Below are 18,259 nucleotides of genomic sequence, written 5' to 3'. Positions count from 1 at the left end.
TTTGGCGGGCTTGTCTGGGATTCTTATCGGCATAATCAGAGGGCTTCGAGGAACGCGAGGAGCTTGTCGCCGGGAGCGTAGCGGCCCGGCGGCGTGTTCGTTGGGCGGATCCTTTCGAGGGCTTTCTCTTTCAGCGCGAGGTCGGCGTGGACGTAAATCTGTGTTGTCTCGGCGCTTTCATGTCCGAGCCAGAGCGCGATCACTGAGGTCTCGATACCGGCATGCAGCATCCTCATGGCAGTGGAGTGGCGCAGCACGTGGGGCGTGATGTTCTTTCCGCTCAATGATGGCTCGGTATTCGCTGCGGTGACGGCATGGAGGCTCACTCGCTGGGCAACTGCGTCGGTGCTCATCCGGGCTCCGGTGCGGGTGGGGAACACGGGGTCGTGTTCGGAGGGTCTCTGCTCCAGTCGCAAGGTCGTGAGCGTTTTCACGTTCTCCGGGCTGAGCGGGGTTGCTCGGTTCTTTCGCCCCTTGCCCTGGCAGATGACGTGCGCTCCGGGACCGAGGTGGATGTGTTCCCAGGTCAGTCCGGTCAGCTCTGTGACGCGTAGCCCGGTCGTGATCGCGGTAAGGATAAGAGCGTGATCGCGTCGCCCGGTGCGGGTAGCCCGGTCGGGTGCGGCCAGTAGTGCTTTGATCTGGTCCTCGGTGAGCCAGTCGATATCGCTGCGATCAACTCGTTTTTGCGGGATGGCTAGGACCCGGGCGATCAGCTCGGCGTGCTCTGGGTGCTGGTAGGCGGCGTAGGCGAAGAAGGAGCGGACGGCGGCCAGTCTCGCGTTCCGGGTCCGGGTGCTGTTGCCGCGTTCGTGCTCGAGATGTTTGATGAAGCTGGTGATCCGGGCGCTGTGAAGCATCGTCAGCTCGATTTTGTCCGGGCTGATCGCGGTGGATTCGTGGACGTGGGCCAGCAGCAGCCGCCAGGTGTCGCGGTAAGCGGCGATGGTGTGGGTGCTGGCGCCGAGAGCGCGCATCAGGTGCTCGGCGAAGTACTTCTCCAGCGTCGGCGCGAGCAAAGTCATGATTGCTCCTCCGCCTGAAGCGGGCCCAAGCGTCGTCCGGCCTCGGCGAGAAGCTCGGGGACCGCTTCCAGATACCAGTAAGTGCTTCCCGGGCTCGCATGCCCCAGATAGGTGGAGAGCACGGGAAGTACCTCGGCCGGGACGGCTCCGTCCCGGTAGGCGCCGATCATCGTGGTGACGGCGAAGCTATGCCGCAGATCATGGATCCTCGGCCGGCACTGCTGCGATTTCGGCGTGATGCCGGCCCGGGCGACAAGACGATGGAAAACCCTGTGCACATTCTTGTAAATCAGCCGCGTTCCCGCGCTGGATACCAGCAACGCCTCCGTGGAGACCGGCCCGAGCAGCCGGTGACGGGTGAGCGCATAATCGGCGAGCACCTCCAGGACGCTGGAGTGCAACGGGACCAGCCGGGACTTGCCGAACTTCGTGTCGGCAACGCTCAACACGCCTGCGTCCAGGTCCGAACGATTTGCGTTGATCGCCTCGCTCACCCGCATCCCGGTGCAGGCCAACAGGCCGATCAGCGTGCGGTAAGTGGCCGCGACCATCGGGGAGCGCAACAGCCGGGCCTGTTCCAGCAGCGCCAGGACCTGCTCATCCGAGTAGATGAACGGGACGGCCCGCGGCGAGCGAGCGGGCAGAAGCTGCCGCGGCGGGACCTCGATACTCGAATCGAAGGCGTGCGCCCAGCGAGCGAAGGAACGCGCCACGGAGAGCCTGGCGCCGTGATAGCTGGCAGCGCCGCCCGGAGTTCTCGCCCAGCCAAGAATATTCTCCGTCGTCACCGTTTCCTGGCCGCTTCGCTCGAGGTATCGGAGGTATTCGGTGAGGTAACGCTCGTGGGTCGCGAGCTTGAAACCCAGTCCGCGGCGCAGCCGCAGGTAATCCCCCACCAGCGACTCAAGCGCGCTCATCGGAGCTCACCGCCCGCCTGACCTGCTCCGAGACCCGGCCAGGGCCGGGCCAGACCGGCCAACCGGGTGAGGTCGACCTTCGCGTAGATCGTCGTCGAGGCCAGATGGCGATGCCGCAGCAGCTGGGCCACCTCTTCCAAGGACGCGCCGGCATTGATCGTCGCCGTCCCGGCAGCATGCCGCAACCGGTGAGCACCCACCGGCCCGAGTCCGGCCCGTGCGCCGGCGCACCGGACCACGGCTTTGACGGCTGCGCTGGAGAGCCGACGATACGGAGCCGAGGACGTGAAGAACAACGCCCTGCCCGTCGCGGCAGGATGACGTTCGACCGACAGATGCGCAGCTAACCCCGCACCAACATCGGCGGCCAGCGGCAGCAGATCGCTCTGCCCGCCCTTACCGGGAACTCGCAGCGTTCCCGCCCGCCAATCGACATCGTCCAGGCTCAACGCAGCGACCTCCCCGGCCCGCAACCCGAGCCGGGCAAGTACAAGCACGATCGCGAGATCACGCTTTCCCGTGCGGGATGCCGGATCGACCGCGGCGATCAACGCCTTCACCCGCTCGGGAGTCAGACCTCGTGGCAGGCCGGAATCCCGATACCCCGCCCGGGCCGGCACCACCTGATCCAGCCGATCGCCGATGTGGCCGGCGGCGAACAGGAAACGCAGCAGCGACCGCAGCGCCGTCACTGTCAGCTTCGCCGACCCCACGGGCATTCCCGGAATCTGCGACATGACGAACCCGCTCACCGCCCGAGCATCCAGACCCTCCAGATCCAGCGCCTGGCCGCCTAACCGCGACAGCAGAAACGGACGCGCCAACTCTCGGTAGTACCGGATCGTCGATGTCCTCAGACCACGATCGTCGGCCAGGAACCGGCCCCACCGCTCCAGAACAAGATCCACCGGACCCGGCTCCGGCACGGTCTCGGGTTCCTCCCCTGGAATCACCTCGATCGATCGCAGATACGCGACCAGAGGTGCCAGGCTCCCCGCCGAGGACATGTCCGTGTGCGTCACCCGGCGGCCCACCAGGAACCGTTCGAGTGCGGCAGCATCGCACGCCGCCGGTGAGACCGCTTCCTCGACGAGCCACCGGCTCAGATGCCGCATCAGATTCAACCGCAAACCGATCGAGGTCGGCGCATACCCCAGCCGGCCAAGATACTCAGCGAACCCGACTCCGAAACCGCCCAACGGCCCAGAAACCACGACGTTCAAACCACTATCCATCACGCTCTCCCTTTCCAAAACGAGGAAAGGCAAGCGTGCACCCGTCACCTGATTATGCCGATAAGAATCCCAGACAAGCCCGCCAAATCAGGCCACAACAGCAAACGTCGGCATAATCCGGACATCGGCATAATGCAGCTTATGCCGATGTCGGCATAAGCTGCATAAGAGGGTGCCGTTGTCGGTTCCTGTGGTGCCGCCGTTGGACCAGTAGGTGATGTGGTGGGCTTCGCACCAGGGTGCGGGGATGGTGCAGTCGGGGAAGGCGCAGCCTTGGTCGCGGGCGATGATGGCTTTGCGGATGTGGGTCGGGAAGACCCGGGTGGTGCGGCCGATGTCCAGCACGCGGCTGTCGCTGCCGAGCAGGACGGGGATGATGTCCGCGTCGCAGGCGATCTTGCGGATGACCGAGGGGTGGAGCGGGCCCTGGAACGTGGAGGCGCCGCTGCTGAGGCGGGGGCCGGTGGGCGTTTCGCGGGCGTGGTGTTCGAGGCGCTCGAGCAGGTCTTGGTAGTCGATGGTCACCATCACCTGCGGCCGGAGGCCGCCGTTGGCCGGCAGTTCGCCGGTGGACAGGGCCACTGCGCAGGCGCCGATGAGCCCGTCGAGCAGTTTCTGCGCCCGGGAGCGGCGGTCCAGGTCGGTGCCGGTGCCGCTGCCGGCGGCGTTGCCGGTGCCGGTGCCGGCGGCGTTGGGCTGGAGGCGCGGGTTGGTGGCGGTGTTCATGACGGTGGCGAGGGTTTCGAATTGTTCTGCGGTGGCGAAGATTTCCAGGTGGTGCAGGCCGCGGCGGGGTTTGCGGATGAACGCTCCCTGGCGGTGGCGGAGTTCTTCCTCGCCGGGTTCGGTTCCGTCCTGGTCGATGGCATCGACCCAGCGTTTGGCCATCCGGGAGACGAAGTCGGGATCGCTCTGCACGGCGGTGTGGGTGAGTGATTGCTCCATCTGGTGGGCGGTTTCCGCGTCGGCGAGGTGCCGTACCTGGTCCAGGGCCGTGCTGATCACCGTGGCCGAGCGGGACGGCACGGCTGCCGAGGACAGGGCCGCGGCGAGGACCCCGTGCCGTGCGGGGAGGTCCTGCCCGGCGATCCCGGTCTGCGGGAGCACCCCGGAGGCCAGTGCGAGCCGGCGCCTCGCTTCGCCGATGCTGATCCGCAGCCTGGCGCGCAGGAATTCGGCGGCGTTCCGGTACCCGTCGTCGAGCGCTTCGGCTGCTGCCGTGAGGCCGGCGGCAGAGCCTTCCGGGCCGGCCGCGGCTGCGGTATCGGCTTCAGTTCCCGCGACCGGTGCGGCTGCGGTATCGGCTGCGGTGGGTTCGGTCCAGCCGGTCCTCCATCCCTGTGCCGGGGATGACTGCCGTGCCGCCTGGGCTTCGTGCCGGGTCCGCTCCACGGCCCCGGCTGCGACGAGCTGCAAGAACTCGACCGTCCGGGAGATTTCCTCGATCTTGCCGGCGAAATCCGCGGCGTCGGGGAAAGCCAACACGCCGGCGTCGGAGAGAGCGGTTGAGCGCAGCGCGTCCATCGCCGCAAGTGCCTGATCAAGGTCAGGTGCGGGCGACGGCACGGCGGCCGGGCTTTGCTGCCCGGCATGCCGGGCAGGAACGGGCTTCAGGCGGCGGGACAGACGTCCCAACGACGCGAGCCCGACCTCGGGCGGGGCTGCCCGAGGTGCCACGAGTTGACCGATGCCTTCCATGAATAAACCCTGTCACGGGGGTCTGACATTTTTAGCCCCCGCGCTGCCAATCGACGTCGCGAAAAGCGAAACAAGGAAAACAGGTCTCAAAAATCAGGTGCTGAGGTCCCAATGAACCCGGATCGCCTCAGCGATCGGGCCGGTGATGTCGATCTGGAAGGCAACGGGTGCGGTTCCCGTCTCTTCAATGACGGTGTCGTGGTAAACGCGGCCGCATGACGGACACAAGGTGTAGAGGTCCTCATCGTCGGGCCACGGGGCCAGCCCGGCGGGGACCGGCTCGTTTGCTCCGCTGTACACCGGGACGCCTTGTGAATTGGCCTGAATCAATCCCTCTTTGCTGACGGTGTTTCCGCACAGGCAAGTGATCGTCGTGACATCATGACCGATGACATCAGCGAATTCAGTGTCCATTTGAGCTCCCCGGCGTCGGAAGAGACGTTCTGCTTGTAGTTTATGCCTGCCGATCCGCCGGATGTTTGACCCCGGCGACTTTGCTAACGGTTACCGGTTGTTCCCCGACCTCCGGGGCGGGAAGATGTTCCCATGCTGCCTGAGGAGCGTTTTAACGCGCTGGTCGATGCATTCAGGACCAGCCCTGGTGTGAGCGTGCCGGGAGAGCCGGGGGAGCGCGGATTCGGTTCGAACGCGCTGAAGGTACACGGCTCGATTTTTGCGATGATTTCCGGGGGCAGGCTTGTTGTGAAGCTGCCACACCAGCGGGTCGAGACGCTGATCGGAACCGGAGTTGGAGCGCCGTTTGACGCCGGAAAGGGTCGTGCGATGAGGGAGTGGCTCAAGGTCACTGCCGAAGATGAGGAGTCATGGCTTGCCCTGGCACGTGAGGCCTGGGACTTCGTGAGGTCTCAGCGAAGAACTCAGTGAAGGGACGCGATGAAATCCAACGAACTGCTCCTGGATGCCTTTGGCCGGATCCGTGACATAGTGGCCGCCACTCTTGCGGGGGTCGACGAGGAGTCTTTGGTTCGTCGGCCGGCCGGGAGGGGCAACTCGATTGCGTGGTTGATCTGGCACCTCAGCCGAGTGGAGGACCTGCAGCTCGCCTCCGCCGCCGGCGTCGAGCAGGTGTGGACTTCGCAGGAGTTTGCCGGCCGCTTCAAGCTGCCGCTGCCCGAACGCGACACCGGCTACGGCCACTCGAGCGATAAAGTCGACGCGGTTCAGGCCCCGCCGGAGCTGTTGCTCGAATACTACGACGCCGTCCACAGGCAGACGGTAGCGTTCCTGAAAACTCTCGGCGACGAGGACCTTGATCGCATCGTCGATACTCGCTGGGACCCGCCCGTCACTCTCGGGGTGCGCTTGGTCAGCACTATTGCCGATTGCCTTCAGCACGTGGGGCAGGCCGCCTACGCCAAGGGCTTAGGCGGCCTGTGAGCGCAGCGGTCATACAGTCTTCCGGGGTTTGAAGACCAACCCCAGGACGGCTGCCAGCGCGAGTGCGGAGAGGATGGTTGCCGACCAGAACCCGGCCCGTCCGCCGGTCAGGAAATCGCCGGGGATAGCGAAGGCCGCGTAGATCGAAGCCACGATGGCCAGTCCGACGGCGCCGCCCAGCTGCTGCATTGTCTGGAAAAGTCCGGAGGCGGATCCGGCGTGCTCGGGCTCGACGTTGCGTAGCGCGAGCGTCGTGAGCGGCATGAACGTCATCCCGGCCGAGATTCCAGTGCCCAGAAGTGCAAGCAAAACAACGACGAACGGGGTGTCCGTGTTCAGTTGCGTCAGCGGCAAGAAGGCGACGACGCGAAGGGCGGTGCCGAAGATGACCAGCCGGACGGCCCCGAAGCGCTCGAGTAGCCGCGGGACGATCCGCGACATCGCGAAGATGCTCAGCGGCATCGGCAGGAACGCCAGTCCGGTCACCATTGGCGTGAGGTGCAGATCGTCTTCGAGGTACTGGACCATGAGGAAGAACATCGCCAGCATCCCGCCGTAGGTGGCCGCCATCGCTGCCAGCGCGGCCACTCGGCTTGGGCTGCGCAGCAGTTGCGGGCGGAGCAATGGGTGGGCCACCCTCCGCTCGGTGACGGCGAGTACTGCGATGAGCGCGGCACCGATAACCAGGCCGCCGATCGTGCGCGGGCTGGACCAGCCGACGTCGCCCGCTTGGATGAGACCCCACACGATGGCGACGGCGCCGCCCGTGGCGGTCACCGCTCCGAGGATGTCGAAGCGACCGGGACGCCGGGGAGTTTCCGCGACGAGGCGCGGCACCGCAATGAGGACCACGACGCCGATCGGCACGTTGATGAACAAGGTCCACCGCCAGCTGGTGGTGTCGGTGAGGAGCCCGCCGAGGATGAGCCCAAGCGCGCCACCCATTGAGGCAATGGCGGAGAACAGGGCGAGCGCCCGGTTCCGCGCGCCGTCGTCCTTTGCGCTGGTGGTGATCAGCGCGAGCACGCTCGGGGCGGCGAATGCGGCGCCGAGGCCCTGGAGTGCGCGTGCGATAACGAGGAGGAGGGGCGAGGTGGCCAGGCCGCCAAGCAGTGAGAAGAGCGTGAAGGCCGCGACGCCCACAAGGAAGGTGCGACGGCGGCCGACGACGTCTCCGATCCGTCCGCCGAGCAGCAGGAGGCCGCCGAAGGCGACGGCGTAGCCGTTCAGGACCCAGCTGAGCTCGGCCCGGTCGAAGTGGAGGTCGGTGGCGATGTGGGGGAGCGCGACGTTCACGACGGTCGCGTCGAGGACAAGCATGAGTTGGGCCAGCATGACCAGCCAGAGGCCAATGCTGCCGGCGCGGCTGCCGGATCTTGCGATCCCGGCCGGTGCGCGAGTGGCGATTGTGGGTGTCATGGGAGGTGTCCTGTTCTAGCCGAAGGGGCTGACGTACACTAAGAGGAGAGTTACTCCGCTTAGAACTATACGGAGACACTCTCCGTTTGGCAATGGTGAATCGAAAGGTGTTTCTGTGCGCGCTGACGCTCAACGCAACCGCGATCGGATCGTGGAGGTTGCACGTGCGCTCTTCCGTGTCAAAGGCTTCGAAGCCGTTTCGATGGACGAAGTCGCCAAGGCGGCCGAGGTGGGACCAGGCACGCTCTACCGGCACTTCCCGACCAAAGAGTCGCTGTACGACGCGGTCCTCGAGGCGTGGGCAGAGAAGGTCAACACCGCCGTCGACCGGGCCCTCACCCTCGACGCCCCTGCGCGGGAGCGGTTGCTGAATTGGCTGACCGACTATGCGTCGATGCTGACCGAACACAAGGGTGCGGCTGCGCGGATTACCGCAGCGCTGGGCGACCCGGGTTCACCATTTGCAGCAAAGTGCCAGACCTACCTCGGCGCCAATCGGCGCGTCATCGAAGCGTTGGACTCCGCCTTGCGGCCTGGAGTCGATGCAATGCAGATCAGCCGGCTCGTCGGCGGCGTGGCTGCAGTTGTAGATAACAGTGAACTTCCCGCCGATGCGGCAGCATCGATGCTCGCGGTCGTCGCTGACGGACTTATCGCTTCCTGACGAAGGTTTAGAGAGTGCAGGCATAGGGCGGGTTGCAGAGCGGCCGTCGGCGGGGACCGAATCGGCGGATTACCCATCCTCGGGCGGGCCGATTGTGGGTACGGTTGGCTCATGCAGAAAATCTCGATCGAAGCCTTGGCTCGCCAGCAGCTGGCCGCGGCCGTTGCATCCAGCAATGGCAGGGCCGCTGACACTGTGTACGGAGGGCATGAGAAAGTGCTCCGGCAGACTGTCATGGCGCTCAAGGCCGGCACACGCTTGAGTGATCATCAGAACCCGGGCGACGCCACCGTCTTTGTCCTGCAAGGTAGCCTCCGCCTGCGGTCCGGCGAGAACTCGTGGGAAGGCAATCCAGGAGATCTGCTGATCGTTCCGGACGGCCTGCATAGTCTGGAAGCGGAAGAAGATTCGACATTCCTGTTCACCGTGGCGAAATCCAACAAGAGCCCGAGGCGTGAGACGCCTTGACCGCCTCGGCGGGTAACTTCCGCCGTGGCGCCATCCTCCCTGAACTTTTTTCTTGCCTAGCGCGGCGCTGAGTACTCCAGCATCTGGGCTGTACTCCAAGTGCAATACGCCACTTACTCGCAAAGTCGTTAACCAAGTCCAGTAGGGATCACTCAAGGCTGCCCAGAAGCCCGTCCGTAGGATCCGTAGTGAGCCGAAGATGGCTCACTGCCATTGCTTTTGGGATGCAATGTGCGGCAGTACCAACCCCCGGCAGGGCCCTGAACCATGCCAAGGACGCACATCATGAAAACTGCAAAAATCATGGCCGTCGCTTGCCTTTTGCTTGCTTGGACAGCCACACCAACCTCCCCGGCGAACGCCGCACCCATGGAGGCTTCGGGCATTGTCCTGGGCAGCGACATTTCCTGGCCCCAATGCGGTGGCGGACTTCCTTCCGGCCAAGCGTTCGCGGTCGTCGGCGTGAACGGCGGCCGTCCGGGCACCCCGAATCCCTGTTTCGCCGAGCAGCTGGGCTGGGCCAGCGGCTCGGCGGGCGGGACAAGCCAACCCGCAGCCGCCGTGTACGTCAACACCGCCAATCCCGCGGGGTATGGCGGGTGGTGGCCCGGATCCGATGCGGAGGTGGGCCTGAGCGGTCGCAACCCTTATGGTAGCTGCGACGGGTCAGCTTCGGCGGCGTGCGCCTACCTCTATGGTTACGGAATGGCCTTCGACGCCGTCACCCGGTACGGGGTGCCCGATCCCGCCAAGCGCCTGTGGTGGCTGGACGTGGAGACCGGGAATGCGTGGTCTTCGGACACTGTGGCCAATGCCGCCGACATTGAGGGAATGGCCGCATTTCTTCAAAGCATCGGCGCCCCGGTTGGCATTTATTCAACGTCGTACCAGTTCGGACTCATCGCCGGTCAGCTTCATCCCGACAGCAATCTGAACGGGCTTAAGAGTTGGCTTGCCGGAGCAACGTCACCGGAGACCGCAGTGGAACTCTGCTCGGCCCCGCCACTGACCGCGGGCGGTGTGGTTGTACTCACCCAATTCACCACGGACTTCGACTACAACTACTCCTGCCTTCCGCCCGCACCGCCACCACCGCCGGCACCTGCTCCGGTAGTGGCCCCACCGAAGCCCCCGGTCCCGACGCTGACTACCGACGCCACCGGGAAGCGGAAGCCGGTGCTGTCGATACCGCAGAACTGACGGGCTCATCGCTGAGGTTCCCGGGCTTCAGGGGAGCAAGTTCAAGGAAAAGTCGATAATCTTTGGCTTCATCGGGTTCTTTTTCCTAGGCATCGTCTTCGGCCCCCTGGCGATTTCCAATGCAAGGAAGGCCGAAGCCCTGCACCATTCGGCAACCTTGGGGAAGGTCCTTGGCTGGGTCGACACGATCGCTTCCGCATTGGGGCTTCTTGTCTTCCTTCTCCTTGTCCTTCCGGCGGCGTTCGGCGGCGGGCACTAACGCGGCGGCCCTGACGGGTCCCCACCGAGGTTCGTGACGCGTCGTTTCGTGACCTCAGGCAACGATGGACCAGACTTAGGGACGTGACCAACAAACCCCGCCCCGGCCTAGCGATCGCTGCACTGAGTCTCGGGACGGCGCTGAACCCGCTGAACTCGTCGATGATCGCGGTCGCGCTCGTGGTTCTGCGCCAGGACTTTGCGCTCGACGTCGCCACGGTCACCTGGGTGATCACATCGTTTTACCTCGCCTCGGCGGCCGGCCAGCCGCTCATGGGCCGACTGGCGGACCGCTTCGGTCCGCGGAGATTGTTCACCTTCGGTATGGCGGTTGTTGCCATTTCCTGCGTTCTGGCGCCGTTCTCGCCGAACTTCGCACTGGTCTGCGTGGCCCGCGCGCTCATGGCGGTGGGGACCGCGACGGCGTACCCGTGCGCCGTCGTCATGGTCTCGACGCTCAGCCGGCAGGCCAACATCAGCTCCACCCGACCCCTGGGGCGGATACAGATGGCGAACACCTCGGCCGCTGCCGTGGGGCCCGTTGTCGGCGGCCTTCTGGTGAGCCTGGTCGGCTGGCAAGCGCTGTTTGCGATCAACGTGCCGATCTCGCTCCTGGCCCTGATTGTGGTGCAGCGGGTGGCACCGCCCGACGTCGGACGCGAAAGCGGCAAGCTCTCAGCCCTCCTGCGCGATTCCGACATTCCGGGCATCCTGGCGTTCATCGCTTCGCTGACGCTGGCGATGATGGCGCTGCTCAACGTCATGCCGGCCTACCGCTGGTGGTTCATCGCCGTCGCTGTTGTCCTGGCGGGGCTGTTCGCATGGCGCGAGTTCCGGTTCAGTCCGCCGTTCCTGGACTTGCGGCTGCTCGGCCGGAACCGGCCGCTGCTGCTGTTGTACTTGGGTTTCGCGGTGTTCAGCGCGGTCTATTATTTTGCCTTCTTTGGGCTTCCGCAGTTGCTGCAGCAGGCGGGAAAGTACGACGCCGGCGTGGTCGGCTTGCTGATGCTTCCCCTTGCTGCCATGTCGGTTTTCATGACGCCGGTGACGGTGCGGTTCATTGAGCGGTTCGGCGTGCGGTCCGTGATGATCGCCGGCGTCGTGCTTTTGGCGCTGGCTTCCGGCGCGCTTGGGGCGCTGACGTTGTCCTTCTGGCCGCCGCCCGTGCTGGTGCTGACGGCGCTGATGGGTGTCCCGTATGGCGTGGTCAGTACCGCATCGAACCAGGGCTTGTACGTGTCAGCGCGGCCGGAAGACAGGGGAGTGGCCGCCGGGATTTTTCAGACGTGCAGATACCTCGGGGCCATCACGGCGACGGTGCTCATTGGTGTGCTGTACGGTCCCGGGGTCAACCAAGTGAACTGGGGGCTCATGGTGTTGGTGATGCTGGGGCTGAGCGCGGTGGTATTTGTGCTGGCGCTGGCTTGGCGGAAGCCGGGTGTCGTGGCTTAGGTCCGCCTTCACCACTCATTTTCAGTGCAATTCCCACTCAATGATCATTCTTGGCCGTAGCGTCGGATGTGTTGTCAGGCTAGCGCTTCGGGGCGCTCTCCTCAGATTTGGATGGCCGCTAGGCTCACGCTTCAAAGCCTGGGTGTCTGCGTTAGGAGTTCGGAAGTGTTCGAATCAGCCGCGGTCGTTGACATTGTCCAGACGCGGACTCAGCGGCCGCTGGTGGTGACGATGAACGGTGCATCACTGTACTCAGGGGCTTCCGCGTTCACGCCTGCCCGATGGCCGGAGGCAACGATACGACTCAGTCCCTTCACTACGATCAGATCAACAAACTCCTGGCTCACACGCTCGGGTCGCCGCCGGACGTGGATTTGACCACCGCCGTGCTCATGAAATCCGGAGGCGGTGCCGTCCGTGACCGCGACCACCAACTGCTGAAGATTCTCCTGGACCAATACGAAGCAAATCACCCCCAGGGCCTGACCGCCACATCTCCAGGGCCCTTGGCAAGACCGGAACCACCACGCGCCAGTCCCTTTATGAGCACGCTCGGAACTCCCAAACAATTGACGGATAATTGGACGCCGCCACGGTGAGTGAGTGGTGAATACTCGAAATTGAGTATGCAAAGACCTCAAATTGAGTGGTGCCAAAGTCGGAATTGAGTAGTATCGAAGCCTGCACGAATGCATCAATCAATTCTGGTTTCGACCTTAACATTAGAATCTTTCGCCAGCTATTGATCTTTATATTGATTGCAAATATTGTTGACGAACAAGTTTCGGCTTACCTTTCGCGGATCCGTTATCGTGCTGGCACCTTCAATGCCGATCGCTGGTCGCCCTGGGTTTACCTTCCTGATTCCGTACATCCTCCGAAGTAGAGGTCGCTCCGTGCTATGAGAAATAGAGCCACAAACGGCGGTCAGCTTCTACTTCCTGTCCAAGACGGAAGCTTGGTCGAAGTGCGAGGTCGCCTGTTCACGGGAGCCGACGGACATGCTTATATACGGCCGAGAATGCACCCTGATGAACCGCGGATCGGTTTGCACGAGCAAGCTCAAATGGATACAACGACAAGCCGAATCAGGGTCACAGGCCCTGAAACTGGTGCGCCGCGGCTTGGCGACCTAGAGGGTTCCTGGCACACAATTCGTGGCACTTTATGGGGGATGAGCATCGAAGTTGACGCTGTGCTCGATGCCCCGGCTCAATGGCTTGACTCGTGGGAGGAAGCGGACCCAAGATACCCAGAGGCGAATCCTGATGCTCCGTCAGAGTGGTTCCTTAGTCCCGACCCCCAGGCGCTTCTGGAAGAAATCTTTGCCAGCTTTGAAGAGCACAAGGACTTCTATCCTCATATTTCGTCCGGACTCAACGGCACTTACGAAGGTACCTTCCGCGTCAGCCTGTACATGCTGGCGGTCAACGAAAGTTTCGCATCGTGGGCAGGGAACTACAGTTCCGACGATCTCCTTGTTCGATCGTTCGTGAGGGCGCTGTAGCTTTGGGGGTTGTTATGCGTTGGAGAAGCACTTTCGGCGTAGCCTCTGCGATGCTGCTCTCCGGAGCGGCGTTGACTGCCTGCGACGGAGGCGTCCAACATTATGCCGGCCCGGTAAGAGTTACCGATCCGGTCCAGATTACCGAAGCGGCACCGCAAGACGGGGCGCTGTCGTCAGCGGCAAGCCTTATCACCAAAGAGTTGAGCGGCGACCCCAACTTCGGGTCAGTCGCCCTTGAACAGGGGAAGCTCGTCATCATGTGGCACGGCCCGGAGAATGACCGCATCGCACGCTTGCGCGACCAACTCCCCGGCGTTGACATCTCGATCCGTTCAGCAGCGTGCGTTCCGGGAACTGTCATGGCCCGGGCGAGAACCCTTTTGAAGGAAGATGCAAGAGTCCGGGTAGTCGGGATGTCCAATGACGGATCCCATGTCGTGGTCACGGTTTCAGAGGGAGCAGACAACAGTGCCCTGGCTGCGGCCTACGAAGCGAGGCTCGGCTGCCCGGTCCGCCTCGAAACGGGGGGCGTGGTCCCGGCCACGGGGAAGTGACGAGCGCGGACGTATGCCAGCCCTGACCCGCGGCTTTATTGAGCAGCTGGATGCCCCGAAGTGCTTTTTGGGAGGCTCGCCTTTTAGTTTGGCAGAGCTTGTTGACACCCTCATGAGGCCGGAATATCGTCGGCCGTATCGAGGTTCGTGGTCTCGTTCCAAGTGATTTCGGCGCTGCCTTTGGGGGGAGCTCCGCTAGTCGATTGTGCTAGCGAGGAGAGTCCTCAATGTCTTGGGAAATGTCATGAAAGCCATGCGTGCCACAGCGTTCAGGATGGATCCACGCGAGGCCGGCTTGGTTGCGGTTCTGCTCGTCCTCGCGGCCGTGAGCTGGATCGTTTCTGCGGTGCAAACGTCCGGGATGGATATGGGGCGTTGGACGGATCCGGGACCGCTCGGCTTCTTCCTCACTACTTGGGTAGTGATGCTGGCGGCGATGATGTTTCCGTCCGTGGCGCCCATGGTGGTTGCTTACGCCAGGATCACCCACCACCGTCGGGAGACAGGACGTTATGCCCCGCCGGGTTCGACGGCAGTGTTCGTTGCCGGCTACCTGATCTCGTGGACGATCTTCGGCCTCGCTGCCTATGCGCTCTACGCAACAGTCGCGTCCCTCATCCCCGGTGTGTTTTCCTCCGATCCGGGCGGTCGTTACTTAGCAGCTGGAGTGATTTTTGTGGCGGCCGTATACCAGCTCACGCCGGCCAAGAACGTCTCCCTCATGAAATGCCGGACGCCCATGGACTTCATCCTGCGGCGCATCCGCTACGGACGTTTTGGCGCGCTGCGCCTTGGACTCGAGCACGGCGCATGGTGCGTTGCCTGCTGCTGGGCGCTGATGGTGGCACTCTTCGCGCTCGGCGTGATGAGTGTCGGCTGGATGGCTGTGGTGGGGGCGTTCATCGCCCTGGAGAAGATGCTCCCGTGGAGACGGCTCGCTAAGCGATCGGTGGCAGTCGCACTGGCCCTGATCGCAGTGGCCATCGCCTTTGCGCCCGGGATGACGCCTGGAGTCGGGATGTAGGTGCGGGGGAAATGGAACGGTCTCACTCATAAAGGAGTCGGAAATGACTGATGGCACTGGACTGATCGGGCGTTTTTACAAAGAAATCATCGAGGGTGGAAATCTCGATCTCATTGACGAACTGGCGACGGACGACCTGGTCGATCACGAAGAGGCTCTCCCCGGGCAACCGCCTGGGAAGGAAGGCGTTCGGTTCTTCGTCACCGCCATCCGGGCGGCGTTCCCGGACATCAAGGTCAAGACGATGGAGCCGTGGCTGACTGACGGAAACTTGGAGGCGTGCCACGTGATTCTGACTGGGACGCACCGCGGGGACATGGCGGGCGTTCCGGCGTCGGGCAACAGCGTCGAATTCGGAGGGACTGACATCATCCGCGTCGAGGACGGCAAGGTGGCTGAGCACTGGGGATCCACTGACACAATGAGCCTCATGCAGCAGATCGGTGCGATTCCGCAATAGCGTCTCCCGCCCGCGCTCCTAGCTGCGGGCGGGAGGCATTCGCAGGTGAGCCGGGAAGTCTGGTCGGCAGGTCGATAAGTCTGTCCTAGAACCGGAGATCCCCGTGAAAATTCCGAGCGGAGCGTCCACTGGAGGTGGACTGGGAAGAGGCTTGCGCTCCCGCACCGCTCTGTTGCTGGCGTTTGCCTTCGCGGTCATGGCCGACCCTGTCTCCTCCGTCGCGTACGCGATTGAAGCGGCTCTGCGCGCCCTGAACGGGGATTTGGCTTTGCTGGTCCCGACGATGGTCTTGGTGGTGGCCATCGTCGCGCTGGTCATCGTGAACTACCGCCAACTCGTAGCGCGCTACCCGAGGGGCGGCGGGGCGCCCGCCGCGGTGGGTGAAGCCTTCGGAGACGGCTGGTCTTTCATCCCGATCGGCGCTCTGGTGGTGGATTTCGTGCTCACGATCGCGATCAGTGTCTCGGCGGGGTCCTCGGCGGTGATCGCTTATTTCCCCGCTCTTGCTCCCTGGCGTTTGCTGCTCGGGCTGGGCTTGGTGGTCCTTGTCGGTGCCGCGACCTGGTTCGGACACCTGGGCCGGCTGGTCTTCGCGGCGATGACCGTGGCCTTCATCGTTGTTTCCATCGTCGTCCTTCTCTACGGTCTGGGCGCGGCACCTAAACCGCTCGGCACGATCACGGGCGCTCCACTGCATCCACCGGTCCTTGCCGTGGTGCTTGCTTTCCCCGTCGCCGTGGCCATGGCCACCGGCGTGGAAGCGGCGACCTCGGCGGTTGCCCAGCTCGGTCAGCTCGACAATGACGGGAAGCGCCGTTTCGGGCAGCTCACCCTCTGGCTGACTCTCGCCATCGTCGGCACCATCACGCTGGGCCTCGCCCTGGAGGCCGCACAGCTGCACGTCGGCATCCCTCCGGAAGACAGCACGCAGATCGCCGAGCTCGCCCGTCTCGCTGCCCCGGCGCCCGTGTTCGCCGCGTTCCAGCTTGTGACTGCCCTGCTGCTGCTCTCGGCGGCTTCCTCGGGCTTCCAGGCTGGGCCGGGCCTGCTCAAGGCCCTGGCACGCCACATCAACCGCAACGGTGAGACCGTCGGCATCCTTCCTCCCGCCCTTGACCGGACCAACCGCCACCACACCCCCTATTGGGGCGTTGCCGTGTTCATCGTCCTGGCCGGAGGCGTGACCGCCATCGCCGGCGGCAACGACCAGGAGCTTGTCCTGTTTTACGCCGTCGCGGTCTTCCTCAGTTTCCTCGGCGGTCTGGTCTCCATGGCACTCTTGGCCCGCAAGGAACGCCAACCGGGGTTCCTCGTCCTCAACACCGCCGGAGCCCTCGTTGTGGCCTTCACTCTCGTTGCCAACCTCTCCCGCGGGTTCCCCATCGTCAGCCTCGCCGCCGCCCTCGCCATCGCAGGCCTCCTCTACCGGGCTTGGACCAAAGCAGGACGCCCCCGCGGCATCCGCAATGCAGCCGCGGAAGCAGAAATCGTATGACGCGCGCACCGCGCTAGGTGGCGGCCTCGCTCGTGCCGTCCACGACGTCGAACGCCTTGAGTACCGCCGCCGCCTCCGCGAGAAGGGGTTCGCGATCGGCCGGCTGGGCCACGAGCCGGGCCACGTCGCTCATGAGGATCTCGACGTACTGCCGCACGACGGCGTGGTGGGCCGCGTCGCCGAACCACACGAGATTACGGCACGCGCGCAGCAAGGCCCTGACGACGCGAGGTTCGTTCGCGCCGTACCGCCGCACCTGTCCGAGGGCCAGATCCATGAGATAGGCGAAATCGCGGGCCGGTACGTGCAGTCTTATCGTGCCCTGCGCGTCCGCGACGGCCTGCGGTCCGTGCTGCCGGAGTGAGAGGGCCGCGAGGATCGAGCTGAGATGGTCCACCGCCTGGTTCGCGGTGTAGGGGTCGTTGATGGCAGGCGAGAGAGCCTTTGACGCGACGTCGGCGAGTTGCCGGATCCCGAAGGCGACGTCCTGCTCAAGGGTCCGCTCGTAACCGATCCGCACGCTCTGTGCGAGCGCCCGGCGTAGTTCAGTGCCGCCGTCGGGCACAAGAGGACGTGCGGCCGCGCCGCTGGTGTCCCACACCCAGGCGAGCGGGGACCCCGCGACGACGTGTCGGCCGATCATGGGCACCATCCGGGCAGTGAGGCCCCGGCTCGCGAGCACCGCGACGAACGCCTCGACATGGAAGGCTTGAATATATCCCGACTGCGGAACCAGCAAAGCGGTGGCGCCGGGAGGCGGGTTTGGCATGCGAATTCCGGGATTACCCGGGACGAAGGACCGCTCGATCACCTTGAGCGTGGCCTTCTCGACGCCCTTCATGACTTGGTCCACCTGGATCGAATGGGACAGATGGTGGGCGAAGAAGACGAGCATGACCATGCTCACGAAGAGCAGCAGGAGTGCGCCGCTCACAGCGAGGCGAGGGTATTCCTGGGTGCGCTGTCCGGCGGCGATGCCGACGGTGTAGAGGCCCGCCGTGCTGTATGCGAACGTGGCCACGAAGGCGCTGAGCGTTACCTGGTTGGGGATGTCGCGGAGGAAGTTCCGGAGCAGCCGCGGGCTGAACTGCGTCGACGCGAGCTGCAGTGCCACGACGGTGAGTCCGAGGACGACGGCGATGACCGTGACCATCGTGCTGGCGATCCCGATGAGCAGGTTCCGCGCGTCGTCGGATGTCCCTTGGAAGAGGAGGACGGCGAGGGGAGACGCGGCGTCGAGCTGCACTGCGGAGAGCCCCGCACCCGCGATGATTGCGAGGACGACGGCGCACGTCGGCATCGCCCACAGGGCACTCGCCAGATACTCCCGAACGGCATCACGCCTCACAAGTGTCACTCTCGACTGACGGTGCTCGCCAGTCAAGTCCCTGTGGTCCCGGCTGGAGTCCTTGACTTCATGTTCCGGCTCAACAAGGGTGGAAGGGATCGATCCAAGCGAAGTTCTTTCGAAACAGGAGATCCACA

General features: G+C 64.2%; 19 protein-coding genes. 11 read left to right on the top strand and 8 right to left on the bottom strand.

What is annotated here, in order from left to right:
• Window positions 1-35: 35 nt before the first annotated feature.
• The 5 genes from ABD742_RS17485 to ABD742_RS17465 form a co-directional block, all read right to left on the bottom strand.
• Complete coding sequence (locus tag ABD742_RS17485) at window positions 36-1,025, bottom strand: tyrosine-type recombinase/integrase (protein WP_234754948.1); 990 nt, start codon at window positions 1,023-1,025, stop codon at window positions 36-38.
• Complete coding sequence (locus tag ABD742_RS17480) at window positions 1,022-1,942, bottom strand: tyrosine-type recombinase/integrase (RefSeq protein WP_234754950.1); 921 nt, start codon at window positions 1,940-1,942, stop codon at window positions 1,022-1,024. Before ABD742_RS17480 ends, ABD742_RS17485 begins: the two co-directional genes overlap by 4 nt.
• A complete protein-coding gene (locus tag ABD742_RS17475) occupies window positions 1,939-3,177 on the bottom strand; it encodes a tyrosine-type recombinase/integrase (RefSeq protein ID WP_234754951.1) in 1,239 nt (412 codons plus the stop codon). Before ABD742_RS17475 ends, ABD742_RS17480 begins: the two co-directional genes overlap by 4 nt.
• Window positions 3,178-3,264: 87 nt before the next feature.
• On the bottom strand, window positions 3,265-4,875 hold the full coding sequence (locus ABD742_RS17470; RefSeq protein ID WP_234751069.1) for an HNH endonuclease signature motif containing protein: 1,611 nt from the start codon (window positions 4,873-4,875) through the stop codon (window positions 3,265-3,267).
• A 93-nt stretch (window positions 4,876-4,968) separates the two neighbouring features.
• Complete coding sequence (locus ABD742_RS17465; RefSeq protein ID WP_234751070.1) at window positions 4,969-5,289, bottom strand: hypothetical protein; 321 nt, start codon at window positions 5,287-5,289, stop codon at window positions 4,969-4,971.
• Between the two features lie 132 nt (window positions 5,290-5,421).
• On the opposite strand from ABD742_RS17465, the gene ABD742_RS17460 reads away from it, so the two are divergent.
• Entirely contained in the window at window positions 5,422-5,760 is a 339-nt protein-coding gene (locus tag ABD742_RS17460) for a TfoX/Sxy family protein (protein WP_234751071.1), read from the top strand.
• 9 nt (window positions 5,761-5,769) lie between these two features.
• Window positions 5,770-6,273, top strand: a complete 504-nt coding sequence (locus ABD742_RS17455; RefSeq protein ID WP_234751072.1) for a mycothiol transferase — start codon at window positions 5,770-5,772, stop codon at window positions 6,271-6,273.
• Between the two features lie 9 nt (window positions 6,274-6,282).
• Here the strand turns inward: ABD742_RS17455 and ABD742_RS17450 are convergent, their stop codons facing one another.
• Window positions 6,283-7,692, bottom strand: a complete 1,410-nt coding sequence (locus tag ABD742_RS17450) for an MFS transporter (protein WP_234751073.1) — start codon at window positions 7,690-7,692, stop codon at window positions 6,283-6,285.
• A 115-nt stretch (window positions 7,693-7,807) separates the two neighbouring features.
• Here ABD742_RS17450 and ABD742_RS17445 point away from each other — a divergent pair, with 115 nt between their 5' ends.
• The 4 genes from ABD742_RS17445 (at window position 7,808) to ABD742_RS17430 (ending at window position 11,734) form a co-directional block, all read left to right on the top strand.
• A complete protein-coding gene (locus tag ABD742_RS17445; protein WP_234751074.1) occupies window positions 7,808-8,356 on the top strand; it encodes a TetR/AcrR family transcriptional regulator in 549 nt (182 codons plus the stop codon).
• A gap of 111 nt (window positions 8,357-8,467) precedes the next feature.
• Entirely contained in the window at window positions 8,468-8,824 is a 357-nt protein-coding gene (locus tag ABD742_RS17440) for a cupin domain-containing protein (RefSeq protein WP_234751075.1), read from the top strand.
• 285 nt (window positions 8,825-9,109) lie between these two features.
• Entirely contained in the window at window positions 9,110-10,024 is a 915-nt protein-coding gene (locus ABD742_RS17435; RefSeq protein ID WP_234751076.1) for a glycoside hydrolase family 25 domain-containing protein, read from the top strand.
• Window positions 10,025-10,366: 342 nt separating this feature from the next.
• A complete protein-coding gene (locus ABD742_RS17430; protein WP_234751077.1) occupies window positions 10,367-11,734 on the top strand; it encodes an MFS transporter in 1,368 nt (455 codons plus the stop codon).
• A 209-nt stretch (window positions 11,735-11,943) separates the two neighbouring features.
• Here ABD742_RS17430 and ABD742_RS17425 read toward each other — a convergent pair whose 3' ends face one another.
• The gene (locus tag ABD742_RS17425) at window positions 11,944-12,207 is read right to left on the bottom strand and encodes a hypothetical protein (protein ID WP_234751078.1); all 264 of its coding nucleotides are present in this window, start codon (window positions 12,205-12,207) and stop codon (window positions 11,944-11,946) included.
• A 701-nt stretch (window positions 12,208-12,908) separates the two neighbouring features.
• Between ABD742_RS17425 and ABD742_RS17420 the strand changes: the two genes are divergently transcribed.
• The 5 genes from ABD742_RS17420 to ABD742_RS17400 all read left to right on the top strand — a co-directional run bounded on the left by ABD742_RS17420 (window position 12,909) and on the right by ABD742_RS17400 (window position 16,774).
• The gene (locus ABD742_RS17420) at window positions 12,909-13,241 is read left to right on the top strand and encodes a hypothetical protein (RefSeq protein ID WP_234751079.1); all 333 of its coding nucleotides are present in this window, start codon (window positions 12,909-12,911) and stop codon (window positions 13,239-13,241) included.
• A 14-nt stretch (window positions 13,242-13,255) separates the two neighbouring features.
• Window positions 13,256-13,795: a hypothetical protein gene (locus ABD742_RS17415; protein WP_234751080.1), complete on the top strand. Its 540-nt coding sequence runs from the start codon at window positions 13,256-13,258 to the stop codon at window positions 13,793-13,795.
• A gap of 244 nt (window positions 13,796-14,039) precedes the next feature.
• Entirely contained in the window at window positions 14,040-14,819 is a 780-nt protein-coding gene (locus ABD742_RS17410; RefSeq protein WP_234751081.1) for a DUF2182 domain-containing protein, read from the top strand.
• Between the two features lie 43 nt (window positions 14,820-14,862).
• A complete protein-coding gene (locus ABD742_RS17405; protein WP_234751082.1) occupies window positions 14,863-15,279 on the top strand; it encodes an ester cyclase in 417 nt (138 codons plus the stop codon).
• A gap of 103 nt (window positions 15,280-15,382) precedes the next feature.
• Window positions 15,383-16,774, top strand: coding sequence for an APC family permease (locus ABD742_RS17400; protein ID WP_344788642.1), 1,392 nt, complete (start codon window positions 15,383-15,385; stop codon window positions 16,772-16,774).
• A 13-nt stretch (window positions 16,775-16,787) separates the two neighbouring features.
• Here ABD742_RS17400 and ABD742_RS17395 read toward each other — a convergent pair whose 3' ends face one another.
• Window positions 16,788-18,122 (bottom strand): DUF2254 domain-containing protein, encoded by a 1,335-nt coding sequence (locus tag ABD742_RS17395; RefSeq protein ID WP_234751084.1) that lies wholly within the window; start codon window positions 18,120-18,122, stop codon window positions 16,788-16,790.
• Between the last annotated feature and the right edge of the window lie 137 nt (window positions 18,123-18,259).

It is taken from the genome of Arthrobacter ramosus, assembly GCF_039535095.1.
GTDB lineage: Bacteria > Actinomycetota > Actinomycetes > Actinomycetales > Micrococcaceae > Arthrobacter > Arthrobacter ramosus.
This window is presented reverse-complemented; position numbering and strand designations above follow the sequence as displayed.

Bases quoted from the DNA above. Each gene is read 5' to 3' on its own strand.
- ABD742_RS17485 (WP_234754948.1), bottom strand. From the start codon at position 1,025: ATGACTTTGCTCGCGCCGACGCTGGAGAAGTACTTCGCCGAGCACCTG.
- ABD742_RS17420 (WP_234751079.1), top strand. From the start codon at position 12,909: ATGAGCATCGAAGTTGACGCTGTGCTCGATGCCCCGGCTCAATGGCTT.
- ABD742_RS17480 (WP_234754950.1), bottom strand. From the start codon at position 1,942: ATGAGCGCGCTTGAGTCGCTGGTGGGGGATTACCTGCGGCTGCGCCGC.
- ABD742_RS17470 (WP_234751069.1), bottom strand. From the start codon at position 4,875: ATGGAAGGCATCGGTCAACTCGTGGCACCTCGGGCAGCCCCGCCCGAG.
- ABD742_RS17475 (WP_234754951.1), bottom strand. From the start codon at position 3,177: ATGGATAGTGGTTTGAACGTCGTGGTTTCTGGGCCGTTGGGCGGTTTC.
- ABD742_RS17460 (WP_234751071.1), top strand. From the start codon at position 5,422: ATGCTGCCTGAGGAGCGTTTTAACGCGCTGGTCGATGCATTCAGGACC.
- ABD742_RS17410 (WP_234751081.1), top strand. From the start codon at position 14,040: ATGAAAGCCATGCGTGCCACAGCGTTCAGGATGGATCCACGCGAGGCC.
- ABD742_RS17405 (WP_234751082.1), top strand. From the start codon at position 14,863: ATGACTGATGGCACTGGACTGATCGGGCGTTTTTACAAAGAAATCATC.
- ABD742_RS17465 (WP_234751070.1), bottom strand. From the start codon at position 5,289: ATGGACACTGAATTCGCTGATGTCATCGGTCATGATGTCACGACGATC.
- ABD742_RS17450 (WP_234751073.1), bottom strand. From the start codon at position 7,692: ATGACACCCACAATCGCCACTCGCGCACCGGCCGGGATCGCAAGATCC.
- ABD742_RS17415 (WP_234751080.1), top strand. From the start codon at position 13,256: ATGCGTTGGAGAAGCACTTTCGGCGTAGCCTCTGCGATGCTGCTCTCC.
- ABD742_RS17455 (WP_234751072.1), top strand. From the start codon at position 5,770: ATGAAATCCAACGAACTGCTCCTGGATGCCTTTGGCCGGATCCGTGAC.
- ABD742_RS17440 (WP_234751075.1), top strand. From the start codon at position 8,468: ATGCAGAAAATCTCGATCGAAGCCTTGGCTCGCCAGCAGCTGGCCGCG.
- ABD742_RS17435 (WP_234751076.1), top strand. From the start codon at position 9,110: ATGAAAACTGCAAAAATCATGGCCGTCGCTTGCCTTTTGCTTGCTTGG.